Annotated in this window: 21 protein-coding genes; 20 read left to right on the top strand and 1 reads right to left on the bottom strand. The window is 53.2% G+C overall.

The window, feature by feature from the left end:
- Positions 1-34: 34 nt before the first annotated feature.
- From ylqF to KJS42_RS01340, 5 genes are all read left to right on the top strand, one after another.
- Complete coding sequence (ylqF, locus tag KJS42_RS01360; protein ID WP_155607335.1) at positions 35-898, top strand: ribosome biogenesis GTPase YlqF; 864 nt, start codon at positions 35-37, stop codon at positions 896-898.
- A 224-nt stretch (positions 899-1,122) separates the two neighbouring features.
- The gene (locus tag KJS42_RS01355; protein WP_155607334.1) at positions 1,123-1,743 is read left to right on the top strand and encodes a ribonuclease HII; all 621 of its coding nucleotides are present in this window, start codon (positions 1,123-1,125) and stop codon (positions 1,741-1,743) included.
- Between the two features lie 69 nt (positions 1,744-1,812).
- On the top strand, positions 1,813-3,894 hold the full coding sequence (locus KJS42_RS01350; protein WP_213621737.1) for a flagellar hook-length control protein FliK: 2,082 nt from the start codon (positions 1,813-1,815) through the stop codon (positions 3,892-3,894).
- Positions 3,891-4,196 carry an EscU/YscU/HrcU family type III secretion system export apparatus switch protein gene (locus tag KJS42_RS01345; RefSeq protein ID WP_193415197.1) on the top strand — a complete coding sequence of 102 codons (306 nt, stop codon included), beginning with the start codon at positions 3,891-3,893 and terminating at the stop codon, positions 4,194-4,196. Before KJS42_RS01350 ends, KJS42_RS01345 begins: the two co-directional genes overlap by 4 nt.
- Positions 4,189-4,581, top strand: a complete 393-nt coding sequence (locus KJS42_RS01340) for a YraN family protein (protein WP_213621736.1) — start codon at positions 4,189-4,191, stop codon at positions 4,579-4,581. The genes KJS42_RS01345 and KJS42_RS01340 overlap by 8 nt, the downstream gene beginning before the upstream one ends.
- A 184-nt stretch (positions 4,582-4,765) precedes the next feature.
- Here KJS42_RS01340 and KJS42_RS01335 read toward each other — a convergent pair whose 3' ends face one another.
- A complete protein-coding gene (locus tag KJS42_RS01335; protein ID WP_213621735.1) occupies positions 4,766-6,394 on the bottom strand; it encodes a YifB family Mg chelatase-like AAA ATPase in 1,629 nt (542 codons plus the stop codon).
- Between the two features lie 640 nt (positions 6,395-7,034).
- On the opposite strand from KJS42_RS01335, the gene sucC reads away from it, so the two are divergent.
- The 15 genes from sucC to fliJ all read left to right on the top strand — a co-directional run bounded on the left by sucC (position 7,035) and on the right by fliJ (position 23,493).
- Positions 7,035-8,195 carry an ADP-forming succinate--CoA ligase subunit beta gene (gene sucC, locus KJS42_RS01330; RefSeq protein WP_155607329.1) on the top strand — a complete coding sequence of 387 codons (1,161 nt, stop codon included), beginning with the start codon at positions 7,035-7,037 and terminating at the stop codon, positions 8,193-8,195.
- Positions 8,196-8,244: 49 nt separating this feature from the next.
- A complete protein-coding gene (gene sucD / locus KJS42_RS01325) occupies positions 8,245-9,174 on the top strand; it encodes a succinate--CoA ligase subunit alpha (protein ID WP_155607328.1) in 930 nt (309 codons plus the stop codon).
- A 98-nt stretch (positions 9,175-9,272) separates the two neighbouring features.
- A complete protein-coding gene (gene dprA, locus KJS42_RS01320) occupies positions 9,273-10,364 on the top strand; it encodes a DNA-processing protein DprA (protein WP_213621734.1) in 1,092 nt (363 codons plus the stop codon).
- Between the two features lie 207 nt (positions 10,365-10,571).
- Positions 10,572-12,674 carry a type I DNA topoisomerase gene (topA, locus tag KJS42_RS01315; RefSeq protein WP_193415203.1) on the top strand — a complete coding sequence of 701 codons (2,103 nt, stop codon included), beginning with the start codon at positions 10,572-10,574 and terminating at the stop codon, positions 12,672-12,674.
- 71 nt (positions 12,675-12,745) lie between these two features.
- Positions 12,746-14,062: a methylenetetrahydrofolate--tRNA-(uracil(54)-C(5))-methyltransferase (FADH(2)-oxidizing) TrmFO gene (trmFO, locus tag KJS42_RS01310; RefSeq protein WP_213621733.1), complete on the top strand. Its 1,317-nt coding sequence runs from the start codon at positions 12,746-12,748 to the stop codon at positions 14,060-14,062.
- Positions 14,063-14,623: 561 nt separating this feature from the next.
- Positions 14,624-15,166: an ATP-dependent protease subunit HslV gene (hslV, locus tag KJS42_RS01305; protein ID WP_155607411.1), complete on the top strand. Its 543-nt coding sequence runs from the start codon at positions 14,624-14,626 to the stop codon at positions 15,164-15,166.
- A gap of 38 nt (positions 15,167-15,204) precedes the next feature.
- Complete coding sequence (hslU, locus tag KJS42_RS01300) at positions 15,205-16,608, top strand: ATP-dependent protease ATPase subunit HslU (protein WP_213621732.1); 1,404 nt, start codon at positions 15,205-15,207, stop codon at positions 16,606-16,608.
- A gap of 427 nt (positions 16,609-17,035) precedes the next feature.
- The gene (gene flgB, locus KJS42_RS01295; protein ID WP_193415206.1) at positions 17,036-17,443 is read left to right on the top strand and encodes a flagellar basal body rod protein FlgB; all 408 of its coding nucleotides are present in this window, start codon (positions 17,036-17,038) and stop codon (positions 17,441-17,443) included.
- A 6-nt stretch (positions 17,444-17,449) separates the two neighbouring features.
- The gene (gene flgC / locus KJS42_RS01290; RefSeq protein ID WP_155607324.1) at positions 17,450-17,899 is read left to right on the top strand and encodes a flagellar basal body rod protein FlgC; all 450 of its coding nucleotides are present in this window, start codon (positions 17,450-17,452) and stop codon (positions 17,897-17,899) included.
- Between the two features lie 42 nt (positions 17,900-17,941).
- On the top strand, positions 17,942-18,250 hold the full coding sequence (fliE, locus tag KJS42_RS01285; protein ID WP_239484139.1) for a flagellar hook-basal body complex protein FliE: 309 nt from the start codon (positions 17,942-17,944) through the stop codon (positions 18,248-18,250).
- A 30-nt stretch (positions 18,251-18,280) separates the two neighbouring features.
- Complete coding sequence (fliF, locus tag KJS42_RS01280; protein WP_193415207.1) at positions 18,281-19,864, top strand: flagellar basal-body MS-ring/collar protein FliF; 1,584 nt, start codon at positions 18,281-18,283, stop codon at positions 19,862-19,864.
- A gap of 11 nt (positions 19,865-19,875) precedes the next feature.
- Positions 19,876-20,892: a flagellar motor switch protein FliG gene (gene fliG / locus KJS42_RS01275; RefSeq protein ID WP_155607323.1), complete on the top strand. Its 1,017-nt coding sequence runs from the start codon at positions 19,876-19,878 to the stop codon at positions 20,890-20,892.
- Positions 20,885-21,739 (top strand): FliH/SctL family protein, encoded by an 855-nt coding sequence (locus tag KJS42_RS01270; protein WP_193415208.1) that lies wholly within the window; start codon positions 20,885-20,887, stop codon positions 21,737-21,739. Before fliG ends, KJS42_RS01270 begins: the two co-directional genes overlap by 8 nt.
- A complete protein-coding gene (fliI, locus tag KJS42_RS01265; RefSeq protein WP_155607321.1) occupies positions 21,720-23,039 on the top strand; it encodes a flagellar protein export ATPase FliI in 1,320 nt (439 codons plus the stop codon). Before KJS42_RS01270 ends, fliI begins: the two co-directional genes overlap by 20 nt.
- Before the next feature lie 10 nt (positions 23,040-23,049).
- Positions 23,050-23,493: a flagellar export protein FliJ gene (gene fliJ, locus KJS42_RS01260; RefSeq protein ID WP_213621731.1), complete on the top strand. Its 444-nt coding sequence runs from the start codon at positions 23,050-23,052 to the stop codon at positions 23,491-23,493.
- The last annotated feature ends 10 nt before the right edge of the window (positions 23,494-23,503 follow it).

The following is a 23,503-nucleotide window of genomic DNA, read 5'->3' as shown; positions in this document are numbered from 1 at the left end:
AGGCGCGTTCTTGGGATAGATGAGGTGAAGGAAAATGACAATTCAATGGTTTCCCGGCCATATGACCAAGGCACGCCGGCAGATTCAAGAGAAGCTCAAGCTGATTGACGTAGTGATTGAACTGCTTGATGCACGCCTGCCCTTGTCCAGCCGCAATCCGATGATCGATGAAATTTTACAGGGGAAACCCCGTTTGATCGTGTTGAATAAATCCGATTTGGCGGATCCATCGGTCACAAGGCAATGGATCGCTTTTTTTAAGCAGGAAGGTTATTTGGCTGTTGAGGCGGACGCAGCAAGCGGGCAAGGCTTGAAGGAAATTCCCCTGCTGGCGAAGGAATTAATGAAAGAGAAGATTGAGAAGCAAATCGCCAAAGGAATTAATCCTCGAGCGGTACGTGCACTAATCGTTGGCATCCCGAATGTTGGCAAATCGACGTTGATTAATGGCTTGGCAGGACGCAAAATCGCCGCAACCGGAGATCGTCCCGGCGTGACCAAAGGACAGCAATGGATTAAGGTTGGCTCGGAGATGGAACTGCTGGACACCCCGGGCATCTTGTGGCCAAAGTTTGAGGATCAAAACGTCGGCTATCGGCTTGCTGTGACAGGAGCGATTCGCGAAGAGATTCTTAACGTGGAAGACATCGCTTTTTTTGCCGTCAAATATTTGGTCCGGTATTACTGGGAGTCGTTTGCGGAGCGATTCGAGCTGGCTCAGGCGCCGCGAGATTCCGAAGATCCAGACGAAATCGTTGCCGTTATGGAGGCGGTCGGGCGTAAGCGTGGTTGTCTCATGAGCGGCGGACGCGTGGATTTGGAGAAAGCTTCAGGCATTCTGCTTCGTGAGTTGAGGGCGGGTAAGCTTGGCCGATACTCGTTGGAAGCGCCTTATTAGTGAATTAAAGCCGTCGGCGGTTGCCGGCGGCTTGTTTTTTTGGCGAAAGGCTGTAGAATCGAGGGAGAGAAGCCGATAATAGAAGGGAGATTCATATTCATAGATGAAGATGATAGAGTGAAGAGTGCACTCCAAGCGTGACTCCCTCATTTCCGGGATGGGGAATGAGATCATCATAGAACAGCTAGCAACGGGGGAAGTTTCACGAAGGATAAGGAGGCTCTATGAACGATTTATTGAAGTATGAGCGGGATTACTGGCAATCGGGCTATTCGCATATCGCGGGGATTGACGAGGTCGGAAGGGGCTGCTTGTTTGGAGACGTGGTAGCGGCCGCGGTGATTTTGCCGCAGGACCTCATCTTAGAGGATGTCGATGATTCGAAGAAACTCAGCGCGAAGAAACGCGATAAGCTATTTGACATCATTATGGAACAGGCGATTGCGGTAGGAATCGGATTTGTGGACGCCGCCACGATCGACCAAATTAATATTAAGCAGGCGACCCGGCGGGCGATGAAGCAGGCGGTTGAGAAGCTTCAGGTACGGCCGGACTTCCTGTTGATCGATGCGGAGAAAGTGGACCTTTCAATTCCCCAGCTCTCGGTGATCAAGGGAGACGCCACCAGCCAATCGATCGCTGCGGCGTCCATTATCGCCAAGGTCACGCGAGACCGTTTATGCCAAGGCGAATGGGATGCGCGTTATCCCGAATACGGAATCGCCGTACATAAAGGTTATGCGACGAAGCTGCATCGCGAACAGATACAAGCGCTGGGGCCGACGCCGATGCATCGAAAGAGCTTTATGCGCAATTTGTTCGTTGAGGAACAAACATTGTTTTAACCGGCATTTCTTACCCGCTCTCGTTAGAGGCGGGTTTTCCATATCGTAAACGAAGTGAGGGGGGAGCTTATGAATATCGGACCGCTGCTGCGCAGCATGATGGGGGACGTTCGTTCCGGAGAACCCAAGTCGCTGGAACTCAAGACGGGGCAGGTGGTCCGCGGTACGGTATTGTCCGTCTCCGAAGATGGGCAAGAAGCCGTCATCCAAGTGCAAGGCGTCAAACTCCACGCTGCATTGGAAACGCCGTTGCGTCCAGGGGAAACGACGCTCTTGCAAGTACAGCCGGATTCCAAGGACGGACTAGCGGTGTTGAAGCCGGTACAGTCGGCGCCTGGGGCCGTATTGTCGGCCGCTTCCTTGGCTAAAGCGCTCGAATCACTGGGACTCGAGAATACTGCAACGAACCGGGATTTATTGCAGCTCATGCAAAAAAGCGGGATTCCGTTAACGAAAGACAATTTATCGCTCCTGCTGCAAGTGAATGGGCAGAAGCCGGCTGGGGTGCCTTTGTCAGAATGGATTCAAGCGGCAGGGATTGCTCTCGGCCGGGGATTGCCGTTAACGGGTGAGTCGGTAGCCGGGCTGCATCAAGCGGTTTTTGGGCCGCCGCTGCACGTCTTGCTTTCCTCCCTTGAGGAGCAAATGGCTGGATTCTTACGCCAAGCGGGGCAGGAAGCGACGACGGCTTCCTCGGGGCAGACAACGTCGACATTCCCGTTGGCCGGTACGGCTTCGCAAGCGTCAGGGGCGAATCCCCCAACGGCCGAAGGGGCTGCGGTTCAAGCCGGGGCAACTCCCCTCGGCGGAGGAGCTCAGTCGAACCAAGCGGCCGGGTTGGTCCAGTTAGCCCGGCAGGGGGCTTTTGCGGACGCCGTGAGCGGGCCGCAGACAGTTCAGCCGGGCCTGCAAGGGCAAGCCGCCGGTGGAACTGGCGGGGCGCTGGTCGCGAAGCTACAGGCCGTGCTGGCGGAGCTGCAGGCGTCCATGCTCCAGGAGGGCATGGACGGCGGGTCGGTACCGGGCCGGGGGTCTAGCGGCCCGGTCGGGGGGGCTCCCGTCGCTGCAAGCGTGACGGGAGGCGCTGGCGCTGCCGCCGGAGGCCCGGCCTCGGCGGCGATACCGCCGCAAGGCGAAGGGCCCGCAGGGCCTTCGCCAGCGGGCACGCACCCCACCCCCGCGGCGGAGCCGTGGGTGGGGCGCGTGCTGAAGCTGCTCGGTGCGGAGCACGAGCAGCAGGCGCTGCGCGCGACCGCGCCGGCGGGTACGCCGGCCGCGGGAGCGGCGCAGGAAGCGCCGCCTGCGGCAGGCGCTTCGGCGCGGGCCGCCGCCGGGGGCGCGGAGGTGCCCGGCGGCCAGGCTGCCGGCAGCGGGCCTGCGGCCGCGCCGGAGGCGGCGCCATCGCCGCTGCGCCAAGCGGCAGCGGCGGGCGGCGCAACCCCGGGCGAGGGGCTGACCCCGCCCGGAAAAGACCCGGCCGCGCCGGCGGAAGCGCGCGCGGGCCAATCCCCAGCGCAGCCGTCAGGCATCGCCGATGAAGCCGTAGCCGCAGCCGCCCGCAACAACGGCGGCAGCGTTGGCACATCGGCAACGGGCACGGCCGCGCACGAGACGCTGAAAGGCCTTCTCCTGCAGGTGATGGCCTCAGACGATCTGCCCGCGCCGCTTCAGGAGGCGGCACGCCAGCTCGTCCAGCAGCTGACCGGACAGCAACTGCTGCTGAACACGGACCGGACCGCGCCGTTTGCACAGGTCACGATGTTCCTGCCCTTTGTCGGACCGGACGGTCGACAAACCGCCGCGGTACACATCGAGTCGCGGCGCGGGCGCAAAGGCGAGCTGGATCCGGACAATTGCCGGCTGTGGTTCGATTTACAGATGAAAGCGCTAGGCCAGATCATGGTGGATGTTCAGGTCGCCGACAAGAAGGTGCTGCTCAAAATTTATAGTGAAAAGGAAGCGACAGGCGCTTTTCTTGAATCTCGTCAAGCGGAGGTAAGCCTGGCGTTAGAGGGGGCGGGGTACCGGCTATTGTCGCTGAAAGCCGAACCTTTGATTCAGCCAACGAGCGCGGAGGGGGTCGAGGCGGATTTCAGTCTGCCTATGTCTTATGCGCCGAGCGTATATAAAGGGGTGGATTACCGCGTATGAAGGAGAACCCGCATGCTTCCGAATTGGCTTTCAAAAAAGCGGTCGCGCTTAAATATGATCCCGGCCAAGGCGAAGCTCCGGTCGTCGTAGCCAAAGGCAAGGGCTTGATCGCCGATCAGATTCTGGACGCGGCTTTAGAGCACGGGATTCCAATCCAGGAGGATGCCGCCTTGGTTGAGGTACTGTCCAAGCTGGATCTGGATCAGCAAATCCCCTCCGAATTATTTGACCTGGTGGCCGAAATTCTAACCTTTATTTATCGATCCGATAAAATGGCGGAAAGAGGGTTGTTCTTTGAGTAACCTCGATGTAAATGAGCGAAGAACAGACGGTCGAAAAGACCGCGGCCGCAAAGCGGAACAGGCCGCCTGTGAGCACCTGCTGTCGCACGGGTTTATCGTGGTAGAGCGAAATTGGCGCTGCCGCACGGGGGAGATTGACATTATCGCCCGCAGAGGGAATACGCTTATCATCGTAGAAGTACGGAGCCGCAGCCAACAGGCTGCGGCTTTCGGCACACCGGCCGAATCGATCACCGCCCGGAAAATCAAGCAGGTTCGTGACACGGCCGTTGTTTATCTTCATCGTACGGGGCAATCGGATGCAAACATTCGCTTTGATGTGGTGGCCGTAACGTTCGACAAGAATAATGACATCACGCTGGAACATATCGAAGCAGCTTTTTAAAGTGGGTTCACGTTTGGCGTTCCCGATTTGTAGTATTGCACGATTATCCCTTTCGTTCAGATGGATAGTAAGGTGCCCTAGTATGCTTAATTACATGATCCAACGGGATAATCATGCAAAGTGCCGGGATAGGGCAGAGTACTCCTTGTTCCCTTACCTGTGATTCCGAAGAAATGAAACCGGCTCACCCCGCAATCTCTTGCCGACGATCCAATTGACGGTATTGGATGGCTTCCGCCACATGTTCGGCCCGGATGTGGGTCTCCCCAGCGAGATCGGCAATGGTTCTCGATAGCTTGATGATTCGATCATAAGCCCGCATGCTAAGGCCCAGCATATCGAAGGAAACCTGCAGCAGCTTGGCGGCATCGGGGTTCAGCGGAGCGAATCGACGCAGCAGGCTGCCGTACAACTGGCTGTTCCGGGTGATTGGGCTTCCGTGATAACGTTCCTGCTGGATCCGTTCGGCCGCCATCACCTGTTCCCGCATCGCTCCAGAGCCGAGCGGCTGGGAGTCCTCCTGCCAACGCTGAGGACGGGGGACCTCTACCTGCATATCGATCCGGTCCAATAGCGGGCCGGATATTTTTTCGCGGTATTGTGCAATGCGCCAAGGGGTACAGGTGCACTGCGGCAGCGGAGGCTCCGCACCCTGGTATCCACAAGGACACGGATTTAACGAACCGGCCAACAGAAAATGAGCAGGGAACGTGAACGACGCCCGGGAACGACTGATCGTGACGATGCGATCCTCCAGCGGCTGACGCAGCACCTCCAGCACGTTTCTGGAAAACTCCGGCAACTCGTCTAGAAACAATACGCCGTGGTGGGCGAGACTGACTTCGCCCGGCTTAGGAATTCCGCCGCCTCCGATCAAGCCTCCGGCCGAGATGGTATGGTGCGGCGAGCGGAAGGGTCGGCGCAGGATCAGACCTTGACTGGAGTCGCCGAGCTTGCCGGCGGAGCTATATATTTTCGTAACCTCCAGCGATTCTTCCGACGTCAAGGGCGGCAGGATGGAGGGAAGCCTTTGCACTAGCATCGTTTTGCCCGTGCCTGGCGGGCCGATCAGCACGATATTATGGAAACCGGCGGCAGCAATCGTCAGCGCTCGTTTGATTTGCCGTTGCCCCAAGACATCGCTATAGTCTAGCAATGGGGGAAGATCGACCGAGGTAGCGATGGCTTCGGTTTTTTGCTCAAGGTGATTCAACGATTGCAGGACGAGCGGAGCCTGCTCCTCCTGCTTATCCAGCTCCCGGATAGAACGCAAAGGATGCAGAGCGCTGGCTGTCTGAAGCTGGGCTTCGAGTGAGGGGGGAGCCAGCTCCGATAGATGGCTAAGACCGTAGACTCGAATCCCTCCCAGCAGCAACGCTTCCGCGGCATTGTCTTGCGGCAGCAGGACAGCGGTAAAGCCGTCGCGCCGCGCTCGATCGACCATGGACAAGACGCCGGGGACCGGCCGCAGCGTGCCGTCTAGCGACAGCTCGCCGATAATGAGCAGTCGCTCCTCCGGCGGTAGTTTCACCTGATCGCTGGCTGCCAATAACGCGAGGGCGATGGCCAAATCGAAAGCGGATCCTTCCTTGCGTAGATCGGCTGGCGCCAAATTGATCGTGACGCGTTGAAGCGGAAAGCGATACCCGCAATTTTTGATCGCCGCCCTTACCCGGTCAATCGCTTCACGAACCGCGGAGTCCGGCAAACCAACGATGCTGGTTTGCGGGATTCCGCTGGACAAGTCGACCTCGACCTCGATCATCACCCCATCAATACCATATAAGCAAGCGCTGTACAATTTTCCGTACATAACAAAAACACCTCTTTCCATGTCGATTCGAATCCTTGCTTGGGCAAGGCCAGATTGGAAAAAGGTGCTTCCTTATTATCCTAGTTAATGAAGTTACACGTATTCTAGGACGAACCGTTACGATTGTCAAGCTTTTCAAAGCCAAAGAGGCGGCGAGATAGAGGTAAGTTCTATCTCTGTTCCCCTCCGGAATGCTCTTATTTATGGACGGCCTTGCTAAATATCATGATGTCTCTGGTTAATAGTAAAAAGGCAAGCGTATACCTCACAAACGCGGTACGTATCGGCATTGCCGAATTTTATCGAAATTCATCTCACGGTGAGATGTGTGCGCGCGCAATACGATTTGTTCGCAGATTGCCTCATTGAAAATTCGCCCTTTCAATCCAGCTCTTTGAAGCTTTGAAAGCGGTTAACGAAAATTCGGCTGTTCTACCTTTCTGCGTCACTTATTCATCTCAAAGTGAGATGAAAACGATATAAAAAAGTTGTGTATAAATCATGAACTTTTTAAGGTAAGCGTTTCAAAATAGTGGTACAATATTCTGGGTTTCAGCTGATGTAATTTGAGAAGGGGGACCACAAGCCGCTGGTTTTTGGACCCTCTAAATACCGCCTGTTGATAGGAGGATTTTTACGCATGAATATCCATGAATATCAAGGAAAAGAAGTCCTGAAGCAGTACGGCGTGGCCGTTCCTGAAGGACGAGTGGCGTTTACGGTCGAGGAAGCTGTGGAAGCGGCGGTAGCGCTGGGGACCCCGGTTGTCGTGGTCAAGGCGCAAATCCATGCCGGAGGCCGCGGGAAAGCCGGCGGCGTAAAAGTGGCGAAGAATTTGGATGAGGTCAGATCTTATGCTCAGGATATCCTCGGCAAGGTGCTGGTGACCCATCAGACGGGGCCGGAGGGCAAAGAAGTGAAGCGCCTCTTGATCGAGCAAGGCTGCGATATCAAGAAGGAGTATTACGTCGGCGTTGTCGTGGACCGAGGAACGGGCCAAGTGACGATGATGGCGTCCGAGGAAGGCGGCACGGAAATCGAAGAGGTTGCGGCCGCGACTCCGGAGAAAATTTTCAAAGAGGCGATCGATCCGGCTATCGGCTTGACGCCGTTTCAGGCGCGCCGGTTGGCTTATGCGATTCACATTCCAAACGAATTGGTTGGCAAGGCCTCGCAATTTATGCTGGCTTTATATGAAGCATTTGTGGACAAAGATTGCTCCATTGCGGAGATCAATCCGCTGGTTGTCACGGGTGACGGAAATGTGATGGCACTCGACGCGAAGCTCAATTTCGATTCCAACGCGCTGTTCCGCCATAAGGATATTTTGGCTTTGCGCGACCTGGAGGAAGAAGATGAGAAGGAAATCGAAGCCTCGAAATTTGACCTCAGCTATATCGCGCTGGATGGCAATATCGGCTGTATGGTCAATGGGGCGGGTCTCGCGATGGCAACGATGGACATCATCAAATACTACGGCGGTGACCCGGCTAACTTCCTGGACGTTGGGGGCGGCGCTACGGCGGAGAAGGTAACGGAAGCGTTCAAAATCATCCTGTCGGACGCCAAGGTGAAGGGCATTTTTGTCAACATTTTCGGCGGTATTATGAAATGCGACGTCATTGCTTCGGGCATCGTGGAAGCGGCGAAGCAGGTTGGTTTGGACCGCCCGCTCGTCGTGCGCCTGGAGGGGACGAACGTTGATTTGGGCAAGCGGATTTTGGCCGAATCGGGACTTGCGATCGTTTCCGCAGATTCGATGGCGGATGGTGCCCAGAAAATCGTAGCGCTCGTATCCTAACGGACGCATTTAGAACGCAATCACCTATCCATAAGGGGAGGCTCGAAATATGAGTATTTTGGTCGATAAGAATACGAAGGTCATCACCCAGGGGATCACCGGGAAAACCGCGTTGTTCCATGCCAAGGGGGCACTCGACTACGGCACGCAAATGGTCGGGGGAACGTCGCCGGGCAAGGGCGGCACGAAGGTAGACATCGCTTTAGAGAGCGGCGAAACTGTTAGCCTGCCGGTGTTCAACACGGTTCGCGAAGCCAAGGAAGCGACTGGCGCTACCGCCAGCGTCATTTATGTTCCGCCGGCATTTGCCGCGGATTCGATCCTGGAAGCTGTGGAAGCGGAATTGGATCTGGTCATTTGTATTACGGAAGGCATTCCGGTCCTTGATATGGTGAAGGTTAAACGTTATATGGAAGGAAAAAAGACGGTTCTGATCGGTCCGAACTGTCCGGGCGTGATTACGCCGGGCGAATGCAAGATCGGAATCATGCCGGGGTATATCCATTTGCCTGGTCATGTCGGCGTCGTTTCGCGCAGCGGCACGTTGACATATGAAGCGGTGCATCAGCTGACGACGCGCGGCATCGGCCAATCCTCGGCAGTCGGCATCGGCGGGGACCCCGTGAAGGGTTCGGAGTTCATCGATATTCTGCGCCGGTTTAATGACGACGATAACACGCACGCCGTGATCATGATTGGGGAGATCGGTGGTACGGCCGAAGAGGAAGCGGCGGAGTGGATCCAGAAGAACATGACGAAACCTGTCGTTGGGTTCATCGGCGGCGTAACGGCGCCTCCGGGCAAACGGATGGGCCATGCCGGCGCGATCATTTCCGGGGGGAAAGGTACGGCGAAGGAAAAAATCGCCAAGCTGGAGTCCTGCGGTATTCAGGTTGCGCCAACTCCTTCCGAAATGGGCGCGACGCTTGTGAGCGTACTGGAGGAGCGCGGCATTCTGAATTTGTGCACGACACATTGATCTTTTTTTGATATAATCATTCGCAAAGGTAAGCAACCTTCTCAGCCCAAAGCGGCTTGGAAGGTTGCTTTTTTTTATTTCAGAGGAGGGATTCGGGAGTGGAGAAGAAGTGGGTTTTGGCAGGTTTGCATGAATGCCCCGGGGTGGGATGGAAATCGCTTCAGCGAATTGTTGAATACGATAAGGATTGGGAGCATGCCCTAGAGTTTACTGCAGCCGATTGGATGGAACGGGGGCTGGATCCGGAGCTTGCGCTGCACCTGTCGGAACAGTTCAACGCCGGTTGGATTGATGCTCGAATGGAACAACTTTGCCTCAAAGGCATACAGGTGATTACAAGGTTGGATTCGGAGTATCCTATTTTAATGAAGGAGACCGCTCGGCCACCATGGGTTTTGTATGTCCTTGGAGATGTACGGCTGCTTAACGGCCTCTCCGTGGCGATGGTGGGCACGCGATTGCCAACTGCCTATGGGCGCAAGGTAGCTGCAGATTTGGCAGGGGAGCTTAGCGCTCGCGGAATTACCGTCGTTAGCGGGATGGCCCGGGGGATCGACGGGGTTTGCCATGAAGCGGCGTTGCAAGCCGGCGGGCCGACCTTAGCCGTATTGGGTACCGCCATCGATGTCGCTTATCCTCCGGACCATGTCTCGCTGTATCGCCGGATTACCGAGCAAGGGCTCATCGTTTCGGAGTATCCCATCGGCACACCGGGGCATCCCGGGATGTTTCCGCAGCGCAACCGGATCATCGCAGGGATCAGCCGGGGTACCGTGGTGGTGGAAGCCGATGCCCGGAGCGGTTCGTTGATCACGGCGGATATGGCGCTGGAGGCCAATCGCGACTTGTTTGCCGTCCCAGGTCCGGTCACCTCGCCGAAAAGCCGGGGGACGTTGTCGCTGCTGAAGCAGGGAGCAGCCAAAATCGTCACCGAAGCCAAGGATATCTGGGAGGAATACGAGGCCTTTTTACCTTCCGCGAAGGAATTCAAAAAGGAAGCGGTAACAGGAAACAAGTTGACAGATGAGGAGCGCCGCATATACCATATGTTGGAGCAGGGCATCACGAGTTTCGATGATTTGCTCGTGCAGACGGGGTGGGATTTTGGACTTTTACATTCAGTTCTGTTATCTTTAATCATGAAAAAAACGGCGGTTCAACTCCCCGGCTCTGTGTACCAGTTAATATAGTCCTTTCCTAACCAAGAATGGCCCCAATATATGACTATATGAGAGGTAGTTCAAAAAGTCATTCTTTGATCACGAAGTAGAATCAAGAAGATTATTCGACATCGAATCTTGAATTCATCCAACCATCTTGGTGCTGAAAATCTGACTTTTTGAACTCGATTACTAAATTGAATGAAGTTTCGTATTGTTTGAGAGGAGGACGAACCTGTGGCGGATTCACTCGTCATCGTAGAATCGCCTGCCAAGGCGAAAACGATTGGCAAATACTTAGGCAGCAAATACATCGTGAAAGCCTCAATGGGTCATGTTCGCGATTTGCCCAAGAGTCAAATTGGGGTTGAAGTAGAGAACGACTTCAGTCCGAAGTATATTACGATCCGTGGGAAGGGTTCCGTATTAAAAGAATTAAAGGATGCCAGCAAAAAAGTAAAAAAAATCTATCTGGCAGCTGACCCCGATCGCGAAGGCGAAGCGATTGCCTGGCATCTGGCCCACGTTCTGGACGTGGATCAAACGGAAACATGCCGTGTCGTATTTAATGAAATTACGAAGCAAGCGGTGAAAGATGCGTTCAAGACCCCACGCCAGATCAATATGGATCTTGTGAACGCGCAGCAAGCCAGACGGATTCTGGATCGGTTGGTTGGTTACAAGGTCAGCCCGCTGCTGTGGAAGAAGATCAAAAAAGGGATGTCGTTTGGCCGCGTACAATCGGTTGCGTTGAAAATCATCTTGGATCGGGAGAACGAAATCTCCGAATTTGTTCCGGAAGAATACTGGAGCATTACGGCGAAGCTGAAAACCGGAGATTCTGCGTTCGAAGCGAAGTTTCACCAGTTCCAAGGCCAAAAGCTGGAGCTGCAAAGCGAACAGCAGGTTCAGGAAATCCTGAAATCGATTGAGAAAGCTAAGTTTAGCGTGGCCGAAGTGAAGGAGAAAGAACGCCTCCGCCATCCGGCTGCGCCGTTTACGACAAGCTCCCTGCAACAGGAGGCTGCCCGTAAATTGAATTTCCGCGCAGCGAAGACGATGTCCGTTGCTCAGCAGCTCTATGAAGGGGTTGACCTCGGCAAAGAGGGAACCGTTGGTCTGATCACCTATATGCGTACGGACTCAACGCGAATTGCCGCCTCGGCTCAAGAGGAAGCGAAGGAATATATTCTGGGTAAATTCGGTGAAGCCTTTGCACCCGAAACGCCGCGTCAATATTCCAAAAAAGCCGCCAGCGCGCAGGATGCTCACGAAGCGATTCGTCCGACATCGGCGATGCGCGATCCGGAATCGGTGAAGGAATTCACTAGCCGCGACCAATACCGGTTGTATAAATTGATTTGGGACCGTTTTATGGCCAGCCAAATGACGTCTGCCGTGCTGGACACGATGTCGGTCGATATTGCTGTAGGTGAAGCGACCTTCCGTGCCGTTGGCTCGAAAATCCGTTTTCCTGGATTCATGAAGGTGTACGTGGAAGGCAACGATGATGGGAACGCCAATGAGGATGATAAATTCTTACCGCCTCTGCAAAAAGGGGAAGTGTTGGTTAAAGAATCGATCGAACCGAAACAGCATTTCACCCAACCGCCACCGCGTTACACCGAGGCACGTTTGGTCAAAACGCTGGAGGAGCTGGGGATCGGACGCCCAAGTACGTATGCCCCAACACTGGAGACGATTCAAAAACGCGGCTACGTCGCCATCGAAGAGAAGAAATTCATGCCTACCGAGCTAGGCGAGCTCCTTATTGAGCAGACAGAACAATTCTTCCCGGAGATCCTAGACGTTGAGTTTACCGCTCATATGGAGGAGGACCTTGACCATGTCGAGGAAGGCTCCGAGGATTGGGTACGGGTGCTCGGCGAATTTTATGAATCGTTCGAGAAGCGACTTCGCGTTGCAGAAGAAGAAATGAAGGAAGTCGAAATCGAAGACGAAGTCTCCGATGAAATTTGTGAAAAATGCGGGAAACCGTTGGTGTATAAATTGGGACGGTTCGGGAAGTTCCTGGCATGCTCCGGATTTCCGGATTGCCGCAATACCAAACCGATCGTTAAGGATATCGGCGTCACCTGCCCGAAATGTAAGGAGGGCCATGTAGTCGAACGCCGAAGCAAAAAAGGACGGGTTTTCTATGGCTGTGACCGTTATCCAGAGTGCGATTTCGTCTCATGGGATAAACCGTCCCCTAAGCCTTGTCCGAAGTGTGGTTCACTGCTTGTGGAGAAACGGAACAAGCAAGGCGGGAAACTCCAATGCACGGCTTGCGATTACGTGGAAGCGATTGAGGACAACGACGACGGTTCGGATGATTAAGACGAGTCTTGCAAGTACTTGCGGACATTGACAACTTAGAAACTCAGCAAGGATTTTGGGGGGATTAGAGAATGACGAACAAAGTAACGGTCATTGGCGCGGGACTGGCCGGCAGTGAAGCGGCTTGGCAGATCGCGAGCCGAGGGATCCCCGTGGTCTTGTACGAGATGCGTCCGGTGGTCAAAACCCCGGCGCATCATACCGATAAATTCGCCGAGCTGGTCTGCAGCAACTCGCTGCGGGCGAACGGTTTGACGAACGCGGTTGGCGTGCTAAAGGAAGAGATGCGAATGCTGAACTCGCTGGTGCTCGGTGCTGCGGACCGTAACGCGGTGCCGGCCGGCGGAGCGCTGGCGGTTGATCGGGACGGTTTCTCCGGGGAAATCACTCGCACGCTCAGTGAGCACCCGCTGATCGAAGTGGTGAATGAGGAAATCACGGAGATTCCGACAGAAGGGATCGTCGTTATTGCGACGGGGCCACTAACGTCTCCTGCTTTATCGGAGCAGATCCGGAAGTTGACCGGTGAGGATTATTTTTACTTCTACGATGCCGCCGCTCCGATTGTGGAGAAGGAATCGATCGATATGAACAAAGTGTACTTAGCTTCACGGTATGACAAAGGCGAAGCGGCTTACCTCAATTGCCCGATGACCGAAGAGGAATTCGACGCCTTCTACGAGGCATTGATTAACGCAGAAGTGGCGCAGCTGAAGGACTTCGAGAAAGAAGTATACTTTGAAGGCTGCATGCCGATTGAAATCATGATGCGCCGCGGCAAGCAAACCGCGTTGTTCGGGCCGATGAAGCCGGTTGGTCTCGTGAACCCGCATACCGGGAAGTTGCCGCACGCGGTCGTACAGCTGCGTCAGGACAACGCTGCCGGTACATTGTACAACCTGGTTGGCTTCCAGACCCACTTGAAATGGGGCGAGCAAAAACGCGTCTTCTCCATGATCCCAGGTCTCGAAAACGCCGAGTTCGTCCGCTATGGCGTGATGCACCGCAACACGTTCATCAACTCGCCGAGGCTGATGATGCCGACGTATCAATTGAAGACTCGGCCAACCTTGTTCTTCGCCGGACAGATGACCGGCGTTGAAGGCTACGTCGAGTCCGCCGCGTCCGGCTTGATTGCCGGGATCAACGCCGCCCGTGCCGCAGCCGATACGGAAGGGATCGTCTTCCCGGAGGATACGACGCTAGGCAGCATGGCGCGTTATATTACCACCGCGGACTTCGAGCACTTCCAGCCGATGAACGCCAACTTCGGCTTATTTCCGAAGCTGGACATCCGCTATCGCAAGAAAGCGGAGAAAAACGAAGCGCTCGCTCATCGCGCGCTCAATAGCTTGCGAGCCTTTATGGCAGAAGAACGGTTGGGTTAATCCACCGTTTTTTTGCAATCTAGGGGGCAAACGGGTTATGCTGAAAGCAAGGATATTCATACACATAGAATTAGCCCAATAAAGCAGAACGTAAGCGAATCCCGAAGGGAAAGCGTTCCACGCACATAGTTAAGCGCATCCCCGCAGGGGACAGCGTTTCAGGAGCGCCTCAGTCGGTCCCACGTTCTCGAAATGCTCCAGGTAACCCAGGAGAACCAAAAGTAAGACGCACCCGAAGGGGGAAAAGCGTTCCGCGCACGAATTAGAGCGCATCCCCGCAGGGGACAGCGTTTCAGGAGCGCCTCAGTCGATCGCACGTTCTTCCGATGTTCCAGGTAACCCAGGAGAACCCAAAGTGAGACGTACCCGAAGGGGGAAAAGCGTTCCGTGCACGAGTAGAGCGCATCCCCGCAGGGGACAGCGGCTCAGGAGCGCCTCAGTCGATCGCACGTTCTCCCCCTTGCGGGAGTCCAGAGGGCAGCAGGCCCTCGGGCGCCCTCCCTTACGGTAAGGGAGGGATGGGGAGGGTTGAGATTCAAGAAAGGAAGTGCCAAAACACTCATGGATCTAACTTTTCACGCCACAACAATTTGCGCTGTACGACATAATGGCAAAGGGGCCATCGCCGGTGACGGGCAAGTTACGTTTGGGCAGAACGTCGTGATGAAGCAGACGGCGAAGAAAGTACGCCGGTTATACCGCGGGCAAGTGGTGGCTGGTTTTGCCGGCTCGGTTGCTGATGCCATCACGTTATTCGAAAAATTCGAAGGCAAGCTGGAGGAGCACCAAGGCAACTTGCAGAGAGCTGCTGTCGAGCTAGCCAAGGATTGGCGGCAAGATCGTGTGCTGCGCAAGCTGGAGGCATTGATGATCGTGATGGACAAATCCGGTATGCTGCTGATTTCCGGCGGCGGGGAAATTATCGAGCCGGATGACGATGTGTTGGCAATCGGGTCAGGCGGCAACTTCGCGTTGTCGGCTGCACGGGCGCTCAAACGTCATGGCCAGGGTCTTGAAGCCAAAGATATTGCTCGAGAATCCCTTCAGATTGCTTCGGAAATTTGTGTCTATACCAACAATAACATTATTGTTGAGGAGCTTTGAGGTTCCGTTGAAACTATCGTGTTCAGGGGGGACGAATCATGACCGATAAAAATTTAACGCCCAGACAAATCGTGGCTGAATTGGATAAATACATCGTAGGGCAAAAGCAAGCCAAAAAATCGGTTTCTGTCGCTCTGCGTAACCGGTACCGGCGTAGTCTTCTCCGGGAAGAGGTTCAGGATGAGATCGTGCCGAAGAACATTCTGATGATCGGGCCGACCGGTGTGGGGAAAACGGAAATCGCCCGCCGGCTCGCCAAGCTCGTCGGTGCCCCATTTATTAAAGTGGAAGCGACGAAGTTCACCGAGGTCGGTTATGTTGGCCGGGACGTCGAGTCGATGGTGCGCGATCTGATCGAAACGGCGATCCGTACCGTGAAGCTGGAGCGAACCGAAAAGGTGAAGGACAAGGCCGAAGAGCTTGCGAATGAACGTCTGGTTCACATTCTGGTGCCTTCCGAAAGCAAAGCCAAAGGGGTGCGTAATCCCTTTGAAATGTTATTCGGGGGAGGCAACGGAAACGGCACTCCTGACCAGGAGCAGCCGGAAGAAGATGGTACGCTGACGGAACGTCGCCGTCAAGTACGGTTCAAATTGCTGGCCGGCCAAATGGAGAATGATATCGTGGAAGTCGAAGTAGAGGACAATGCGCCAACGATGATGGATATGTTCGCAGGTCAAGGGAACGACCAGCTCGGCATGAACATGCAGGAAATGTTCGGCAACCTTCTACCGAAACGGACGAAGAAGAGAAAGCTGACGGTCAAAGAAGCCCGCAAGGTACTGACGCAGGAGGAAGCAGCTAAGCTGATCGATCAGGACGATTTGATTCAAGAAGCCGTCACGCGAGCGGAGCAAACCGGGATCATCTTTATTGACGAAATCGATAAGGTTGCCAGTCGAGGTCAAGGTTCGGGGCCGGACGTTTCCCGTGAAGGCGTGCAGCGCGATATCCTGCCCATCGTGGAAGGCTCAACGGTCATGACTAAATACGGACCGATTAAAACCGACTACATTTTGTTTATCGCAGCGGGGGCTTTCCATATTGCTAAGCCATCTGATTTGATCCCCGAGCTGCAAGGGCGTTTTCCGATTCGGGTTGAGCTGAGCAGCTTATCGTTGGAAGATTTTGTATCGATCTTGACCGAGCCGGAGAACGCTTTGACCAAACAGTACATCGAGCTGCTGCGCACGGAAAATCTAGAAATTGAGTTTTCGGACGCAGCGATCCATGAAATCGCTCGTATTGCGGCTTCGGTCAACACGAATACCGAAAACATTGGAGCCAGACGGCTGCATACGATCCTCGAGAAGCTACTGGAGGACCTGTCCTTTGAAGCTCCAGAGCTGACGCTCGAGAAAATGGTGATCACTCCGGAATACGTAAAGGAAAAACTAGGAAATATTGCCCAGGATCGAGACCTTAGTCAATTTATTTTGTAAATCCATCTGATTCGAATCAGAAAAGGATATTTGCAAGCTAGGACCTGATCCGTTTTTCACAATATTGTAAAAACTCAGGCCACTTCGCCATCTTAGGCGGGTGGTCTTTATTTATTCCCAGAAAGGTGATTGACTTTAATAGATATGGATGATGTTGGTTTTTGACGATTATTATGTAAAATTTGCATTTTTGACCAAAAACGATGTCAAAGTCATGAAAGATAGGGCTTTTTTCTTATTGTAATAATGTCGAATCTCCTTGAAACTTAGGATATATGACATTATTAAACAGCATTCATGTCTAGGACGTAAGAAAGACAATTAAAAGACAATAATTAGCAAAAAAAATGTCGAAAAAAGAGGATTTGTCTATTGTTTGTAGAATCATTAATGATTAAGATCGAATGAGACTAAGGGGGGAACTAATGTGCAGTTGTTGAATGGGGTGGGATTTGACAGGCTTGATACCGCGATTCAGGCCGCAAATCTTCGGCAAGGGGTTATCTCCAATAATATTGCGAACGTGGACACCCCTTACTTTAAAAGATCCAGCGTGTCTTTTGAAAGCATGCTGCAAGCAGAGATGAACGACGGTATGCCTGCGCTCCAAGGAAGGAGAACGAACGTGAGGCATTTCGTTATAGGTCCAACGAACGAGGTTCCTGAACCGGTCGTAGGCACGGATCAAAGTACGGCAATGAACAACAACCAGAATAACGTCGATATCGACAGCGAAATGACAAAACTTGCCGAAAATCAACTGAGATATAACGCTTATGTCGAGCAAATGAATTATTTGATTAAAATGAAGCGTACCGCCGTTGAAGGGAGATAATCGGCATTGAATATCAATGACAGTTTTGGGATTAGTTCTTCCGCATTAACCGCACAACGTCTTCGTATGGACGTGATTTCCTCTAATATCGCTAATGCCGATACGACTCGGGCCAAGATTGAGGACGGCAAAGCTGTTCCTTACCGGCGCAAAACGGTTGTTATGGCACCCAAGGAGATGGATTTCGATCGTGCCTTGAATTCGGCTATGGGTAAGGATGCGAGTAGCCAAGGGGTAAAAATCACGAAAATTCAAGAAGATGCCTCGCCATTTAAACCGGTTTACAACCCGACACATCCTGATGCAGACAGTGAAGGGTATGTCTATATGCCGAATGTCGATGTTTTGAAAGAGATGGTAGACATGATTTCGGCAACCCGCTCTTATGAAGCTAACGTTACGGCGCTTAACGCCAGCAAAGCGATGTTTACCAAAGCCTTGCAAATCGGTAAATAGACTAGAAAAGATAACATAATTCGTAGTTAGGAGTGTTGCACGTTGATCGAGAGAATGAGTTTTGACTCCTTAAAGCCGGTGACAGGAACGCAAACGTCCGGCAATGCGCAGAATCTCACGCCTGCGGAATCCATGAAGCAATTCAGTTCTTTTCTTAGCGATGCGCTGGACGGAGTTGCTGCACAGGAAACCAATGCACAACAGGTGAATAGCCAGTTTCTGTTAGGGAAAGTAAATGCCGATGAGATGATGATCGCCTCGGAGCAAGCCTTGTTAAGTTTGCAGTTGACTACGCAAGTCCGGAATAAAGTGATAGAAGCTTATCAAGAGATTATGCGTACGCAAATTTAAGGACTGAACATGCTCGGATGAGGTGACATTGTGAATGAGAGAATTACACAGTACCGAGATCGAATGCTAGGGTACTGGAACCAATTTGGTAAAAAACAAAAAACATTTATTATCGCAACCGTAACTTTTGCGCTGCTTGCCATCATCCTGCTGACGATCCAATTTTCCAAAACGGAATATGACGTGGCATTTACCGGCCTCGATTCAACCGATGCGGCAGGAATCATCAATTACCTAGAATCCAGCGGGGTTCCGTACAAGCTGGGGCCGGACGGTTCCACGATCTCGGTGCCTAGCAAGGAGGCAGCACGGGTTAAGGTCGATGTCGGTTCGCAAGGGATCGTACAGAGTGGGTCAATCGGTTTGGATGCCTTTAATGAGAGTTCTTCCTTAATCGGCATGACCGACAATGAATTTAACGTGAAGTATAAAACCGCCATTAATGGCGAAGTTGAAAAACTGCTGAAGCGCATGCAGGGAATCAATGACGCTAAGGTGCTTCTCAACCTTCCAGCGGAGAATGTATTCGCCAGCCCGGAAGACCAGGAGAAGGCGTCGGCTTCGATCGTCCTCTCGTTCAAGCCAGGGTACCGGCCGAATCAGGAAGCCATTGACGGGTATTTCAATTTGGTAAAGACTTCGGTTCCGAATTTGCCGGTAGAAAATATCTCGCTTTCGTCGAGTGATGACACCGTATTGTTGCCAAGTGGACAAGGTGGAGCAACGGGGTCGTTAACCACGGCGGTTCAGGAGAACATGGCCCTGCAGAAGAAATTCGAAAGCGATGTTCGCCAAAGCGTGAAGCAGTTCCTTTCCAGACTAACCGGTCCGGACAAAATCGAAGTGCTGGTTGCTTCAAAGCTGAATTTTGACCAGGTTAGCCAGAAGGATAATCTTGTAACACCGGTGGATACCGAAAATATGAAAGGTATCGAAATTAGCGCACAAAAAGTGCAGAAGAGCTATACCGGAGCGGCTAGTCCGACTAGCGGAGTTCCAGGTACCGGTCAAGAAGACGTCGTTAATTATCCTTCAGCAGAAACAAGCGGGGGATCGTCTTCGGAAGAGAGCTCGTCGACAATCAACTATGAAGTTAATCGGATTACGAAGGATATTATCGCTAGTCCATACGTTATAAAGGATTTAACCATTAACGTGGCTGTTGAACCACCAGTTGGTCAAGATACTTTGGATGAGAATACGCAGTCCGCGATTGAAAATATCTTAAAAAACATCGTCGGTTCCTACCTGGCAGATTCGGGTACTACCTATACAGACGAAGAATTGCAGAAAAAAGTTTCAGTGTTGTCCCAGCCATTCCATTCGGACGCGACCCAAACCAGCGGTTTGAGTTTGTCGAGCCCGTTGGTCTGGGGTGTGGGGGGCGCGGCTCTGCTGGCACTGGCAGGTCTCGGAATCGTCTTGTTCCGCCGCCGCAAGAAAGCGACGGAAGCGGAAGAAGATCTCGCTTTGCCGCTTACGCCGGAATTCCCGTCCATTAATCTGGATACGGTCACGAATGAAAACCAAGTGCGCAAACAACTGGAAACGTTGGCCAAGAAGAAGCCTGACGAATTCGTTAACTTGCTTCGCACCTGGCTGGCTGATGAATAGAGGTGAACGCATTGTCAAAAACATCGAGCCCGGGTTTGAGCGGGAAGCAGAAGGCAGCCATATTGTTGATTACGTTAGGGCCCGAGGTGTCGGCGCAAATTTTCAAGCACTTGCGGGATGATGAGATCGAGCAGCTCACCCTGGAGATCGCCAACGTTCGTAAAGTCGACGGCACGGAAAAAGAAATGATTATGGCGGAGTTTCACCAGATCTGCCTTGCTCAGGAGTATATCACCCAGGGCGGCATTAATTACGCCAAGGAAATTCTGGAGAAAGCGCTGGGCCAATCGAAGGCGGTGGATATCATCAACCGCCTGACCGCAACTTTGCAGGTCCGGCCTTTCGATTTTGCCCGTAAGGCAGATCCAAATCAAATTCTCAACTTTATTCAGAACGAAAACGCGCAAACAATCGCTTTGGTTTTGTCCTACTTGCAATTCGAACAAGCGGCTGCCATCCTGTCTTCGCTTCCGCAGGAGAAGCAGGCAGAGGTCGCGAGAAGAATCGCGGTTATGGACAGTACTTCACCGGAGGTCATTGCTCAGGTCGAACGCGTGCTGGAACAGAAGCTCTCCGCAACGGTTACGCAGGATTACACCAGCGCTGGCGGTATCGAGTCCATCGTACAGATTCTGAATGGGGTCGACCGGGGAACCGAAAGAACCATCCTCGACTCGCTGGAAATCCAGGATCCCGAGTTGGCCGAAGAAATCAAAAAGCGGATGTTCGTCTTCGAGGATATCGTCAACATCGACAATCGTTCGATCCAACGAATTATCCGCGATATCGAGAACGCCGATTTGCAGCTTGCCCTCAAAGTGGCCAGCGAAGAAGTCCGCGAGGCCGTCTTCCGCAATATGTCGAAACGGATGTCCGAGACATTCAAGGAAGAAATGGAATACATGGGGCCGGTGCGGTTGCGTGATGTGGAAGAGGCACAAACCCGCATCGTAGCTACGATCCGCAGACTGGAAGAAGCCGGTGAGATTATTATCGCCCGCGGCGGAGGAGATGACATCATTGTCTAATTTGATCAAGGTGTCTCAATACGTACCGGTCGAAATCTTAAAACAACTAAATTTAGCTAAGATCCATACCTCTGCTGAGGACACGCCTTCTGCACAAACCGAGAAAACGAGCGTTCACAGCCCTTCTGTTGAAGATCTTGCAGCAGAAGAAACGAGACGACAAATGCTGGCCGATGCCAAGGAGTTTGCCGAACGACAGGTAAGGGAGGCTGCGGAGCAGGCGGAACTTATGTTAGCCGAAGCCCGCGAGCAAATCGAAGCCTGGTGGCAAGAACGCCGTGAACAGGACGAGCATATGATTGAAGCTTTGAAGGCGGAGGGCTTCAATCAGGGTTATGAAGAAGGAAAAACACAGGCAGAAGAAACAATGCGCTCCCGCATCGACGAGATGATGAACGAAGCCGGTTCGGTCCTGCAACATGCTTATGTTGAGAAAGAACGCATCATTCAGGAAGCGGAGCCGTTCGTGGTTGAATTGAGCTGCGCGATAGCCGAGAAAATCATCGACAAGCAGCTTGAGCTTGAGCCGGATTACGCGATGGACCTGATCAAGAAGAGCCTAGCTCGCAAACGAGAGCAGGGAATTCTAACGTTATGCGTTTCGCCGGGCGACTTCGCTTTCGTACAGGCGGCCCGCGAAGAACTGAGTCTAGCTATCGACTCGCAGGCCGAACTTCAGATCCTACCGGATCCAACGGTGAAGGATCGCGGTTGTGTCATTCGCTCCTCTTTCGGCAGCGTTGACGCCAGAATCGATACCCAGTTGTCGGAGATCAAAAAAGAACTATTGCGGGTTTCTCTACAAACGGAGGAGCGAGGTCAGGCGTATGACGATGTTGAGAGCTGAACGTTATATCGATCACCTTAGGCAACTTGATCCGATCCGAATCAACGGGAAAGTGACACAGGTCATCGGGCTGATGGTCGAATCCGAAGGCCCGGACGCCAGCATAGGCGATTTATGTTATATCTACCCCAGCAAGGCCGCTCAACCACTCCAAGCCGAAGTGGTTGGGTTTCGTGATAACAAGGTGTTGCTTATGCCGCTGGGCGAGCTCCAAGCGATTGGTCCCGGATGTGATGTCGTCGGGACCGGCAAACCGCTGACCGTTCAGGTTGGATCCGAACTGCTCGGTAAGGTGCTGGATGGCTTGGGTCAACCGCTGGACGGGTCCCTGTTGCCATCGAGGATGGGACATTATTCAACCTACAACAAACCAATGAATCCGCTGAATCGTCCGAGAGTTACCGAGCCAATAGGCATCGGGGTGCGAGCTATCGATGGTCTGTTAACAATCGGCAAAGGCCAGCGGGTTGGGATATTCGCCGGCTCCGGGGTCGGAAAGAGTACGTTGATGGGGATGATCGCTCGTAACACTTCGGCAGACGTTAACGTGATCGCGCTTGTCGGGGAACGGGGGCGTGAGGTGCTAGATTTTATTGAACGGGATCTTGGCCCCGAAGGGTTGGAACGTTCCGTCGTCGTCGTGGCAACCTCCGATCAACCGGCTTTGATCCGGATGAAGGGGGCTTTGATTGCCACAACGATCGCTGAGTATTTCCGGGATCGCGGCCTTAACGTCATGCTCATGATGGATTCCGTTACTCGCTATGCGATGGCACTTCGCGAGGTAGGACTAGCAGTTGGGGAACCGCCGGCTATGCGCGGATATACCCCTTCCGTGTTTGCTGCATTACCGAAATTAATGGAGCGTGCGGGAACCGGGCCTACCGGATCGATTACCGCTTTCTACACCGTACTCGTTGACGGCGACGATATGAATGAACCGATTGCCGATGCAGTCCGGGGAATCTTGGACGGCCATATCGTGCTGAACCGCGGGATCGCGAATAAGGGGCATTTTCCCGCGATTGATATTCTGGCGAGCATTAGCCGGGTGATGAAGGATATCGTGACGGACGACCAGAATGAGGCGGCCGATAACCTGAAGCGGCTGATGGCCGTGTATAAGGATTCCGAGGATTTGATCAATATCGGTGCGTATCAGCCGGGCTCCAACGCGGATATCGACGAAGCGATCGGCGCGATCCAAGAGATATGGAACTTTACGAAACAGAAGGTCAATGAGAAAGTGAAGCTCACTGAAGTGCAGGAACGGCTAATTTCCGAATTCGCAAGGAGATGAAACGTAAAGTATGAAGTTCCGTTACGTCTATCAAAAAGTAGTCGATTTGAAATCCAACGAAAAGACGCAGGCTGAATGGATGCTGTCCGCTGCCGTTGGCGAACTGCAGTCGGAGCAACGTTCGCTGGAGCAGTTGTTGGAGGAGAAAGCCAGTATCGCTGCGGTGATCGCAGCCGAAGCAGAGAACACAGCCTCCATGATCAAACTGCAGGAACTTCAACGATATATGGGCTTCATCGATCAAGCGATCGAGAGGAAGCAAGGCGATATTCGCGTAGCCGAACAGAAGGTAGAGCACAAGAAGACGGTATTAAAGGGGAAATTGCTGGACGAGAAGGTATGGCTTAAAGCGAAAGAGAAAGCCATGGATAAATTTCAGCACGATATGCATCTTCGGGAACAAAACGAGCTGGATGAAATGGCCACGGTCCGGTTCGCCATGAGAGCCCGATAAAGAAAGCGGG

This window comes from Paenibacillus sp. J53TS2, assembly GCF_018403305.1.
Lineage (GTDB): Bacteria > Bacillota > Bacilli > Paenibacillales > Paenibacillaceae > Fontibacillus > Fontibacillus rhizolycopersici.
The sequence above is the reverse complement of the archived record's forward strand: the minus strand, read 5'-3'. Positions and strand labels throughout refer to the sequence as shown.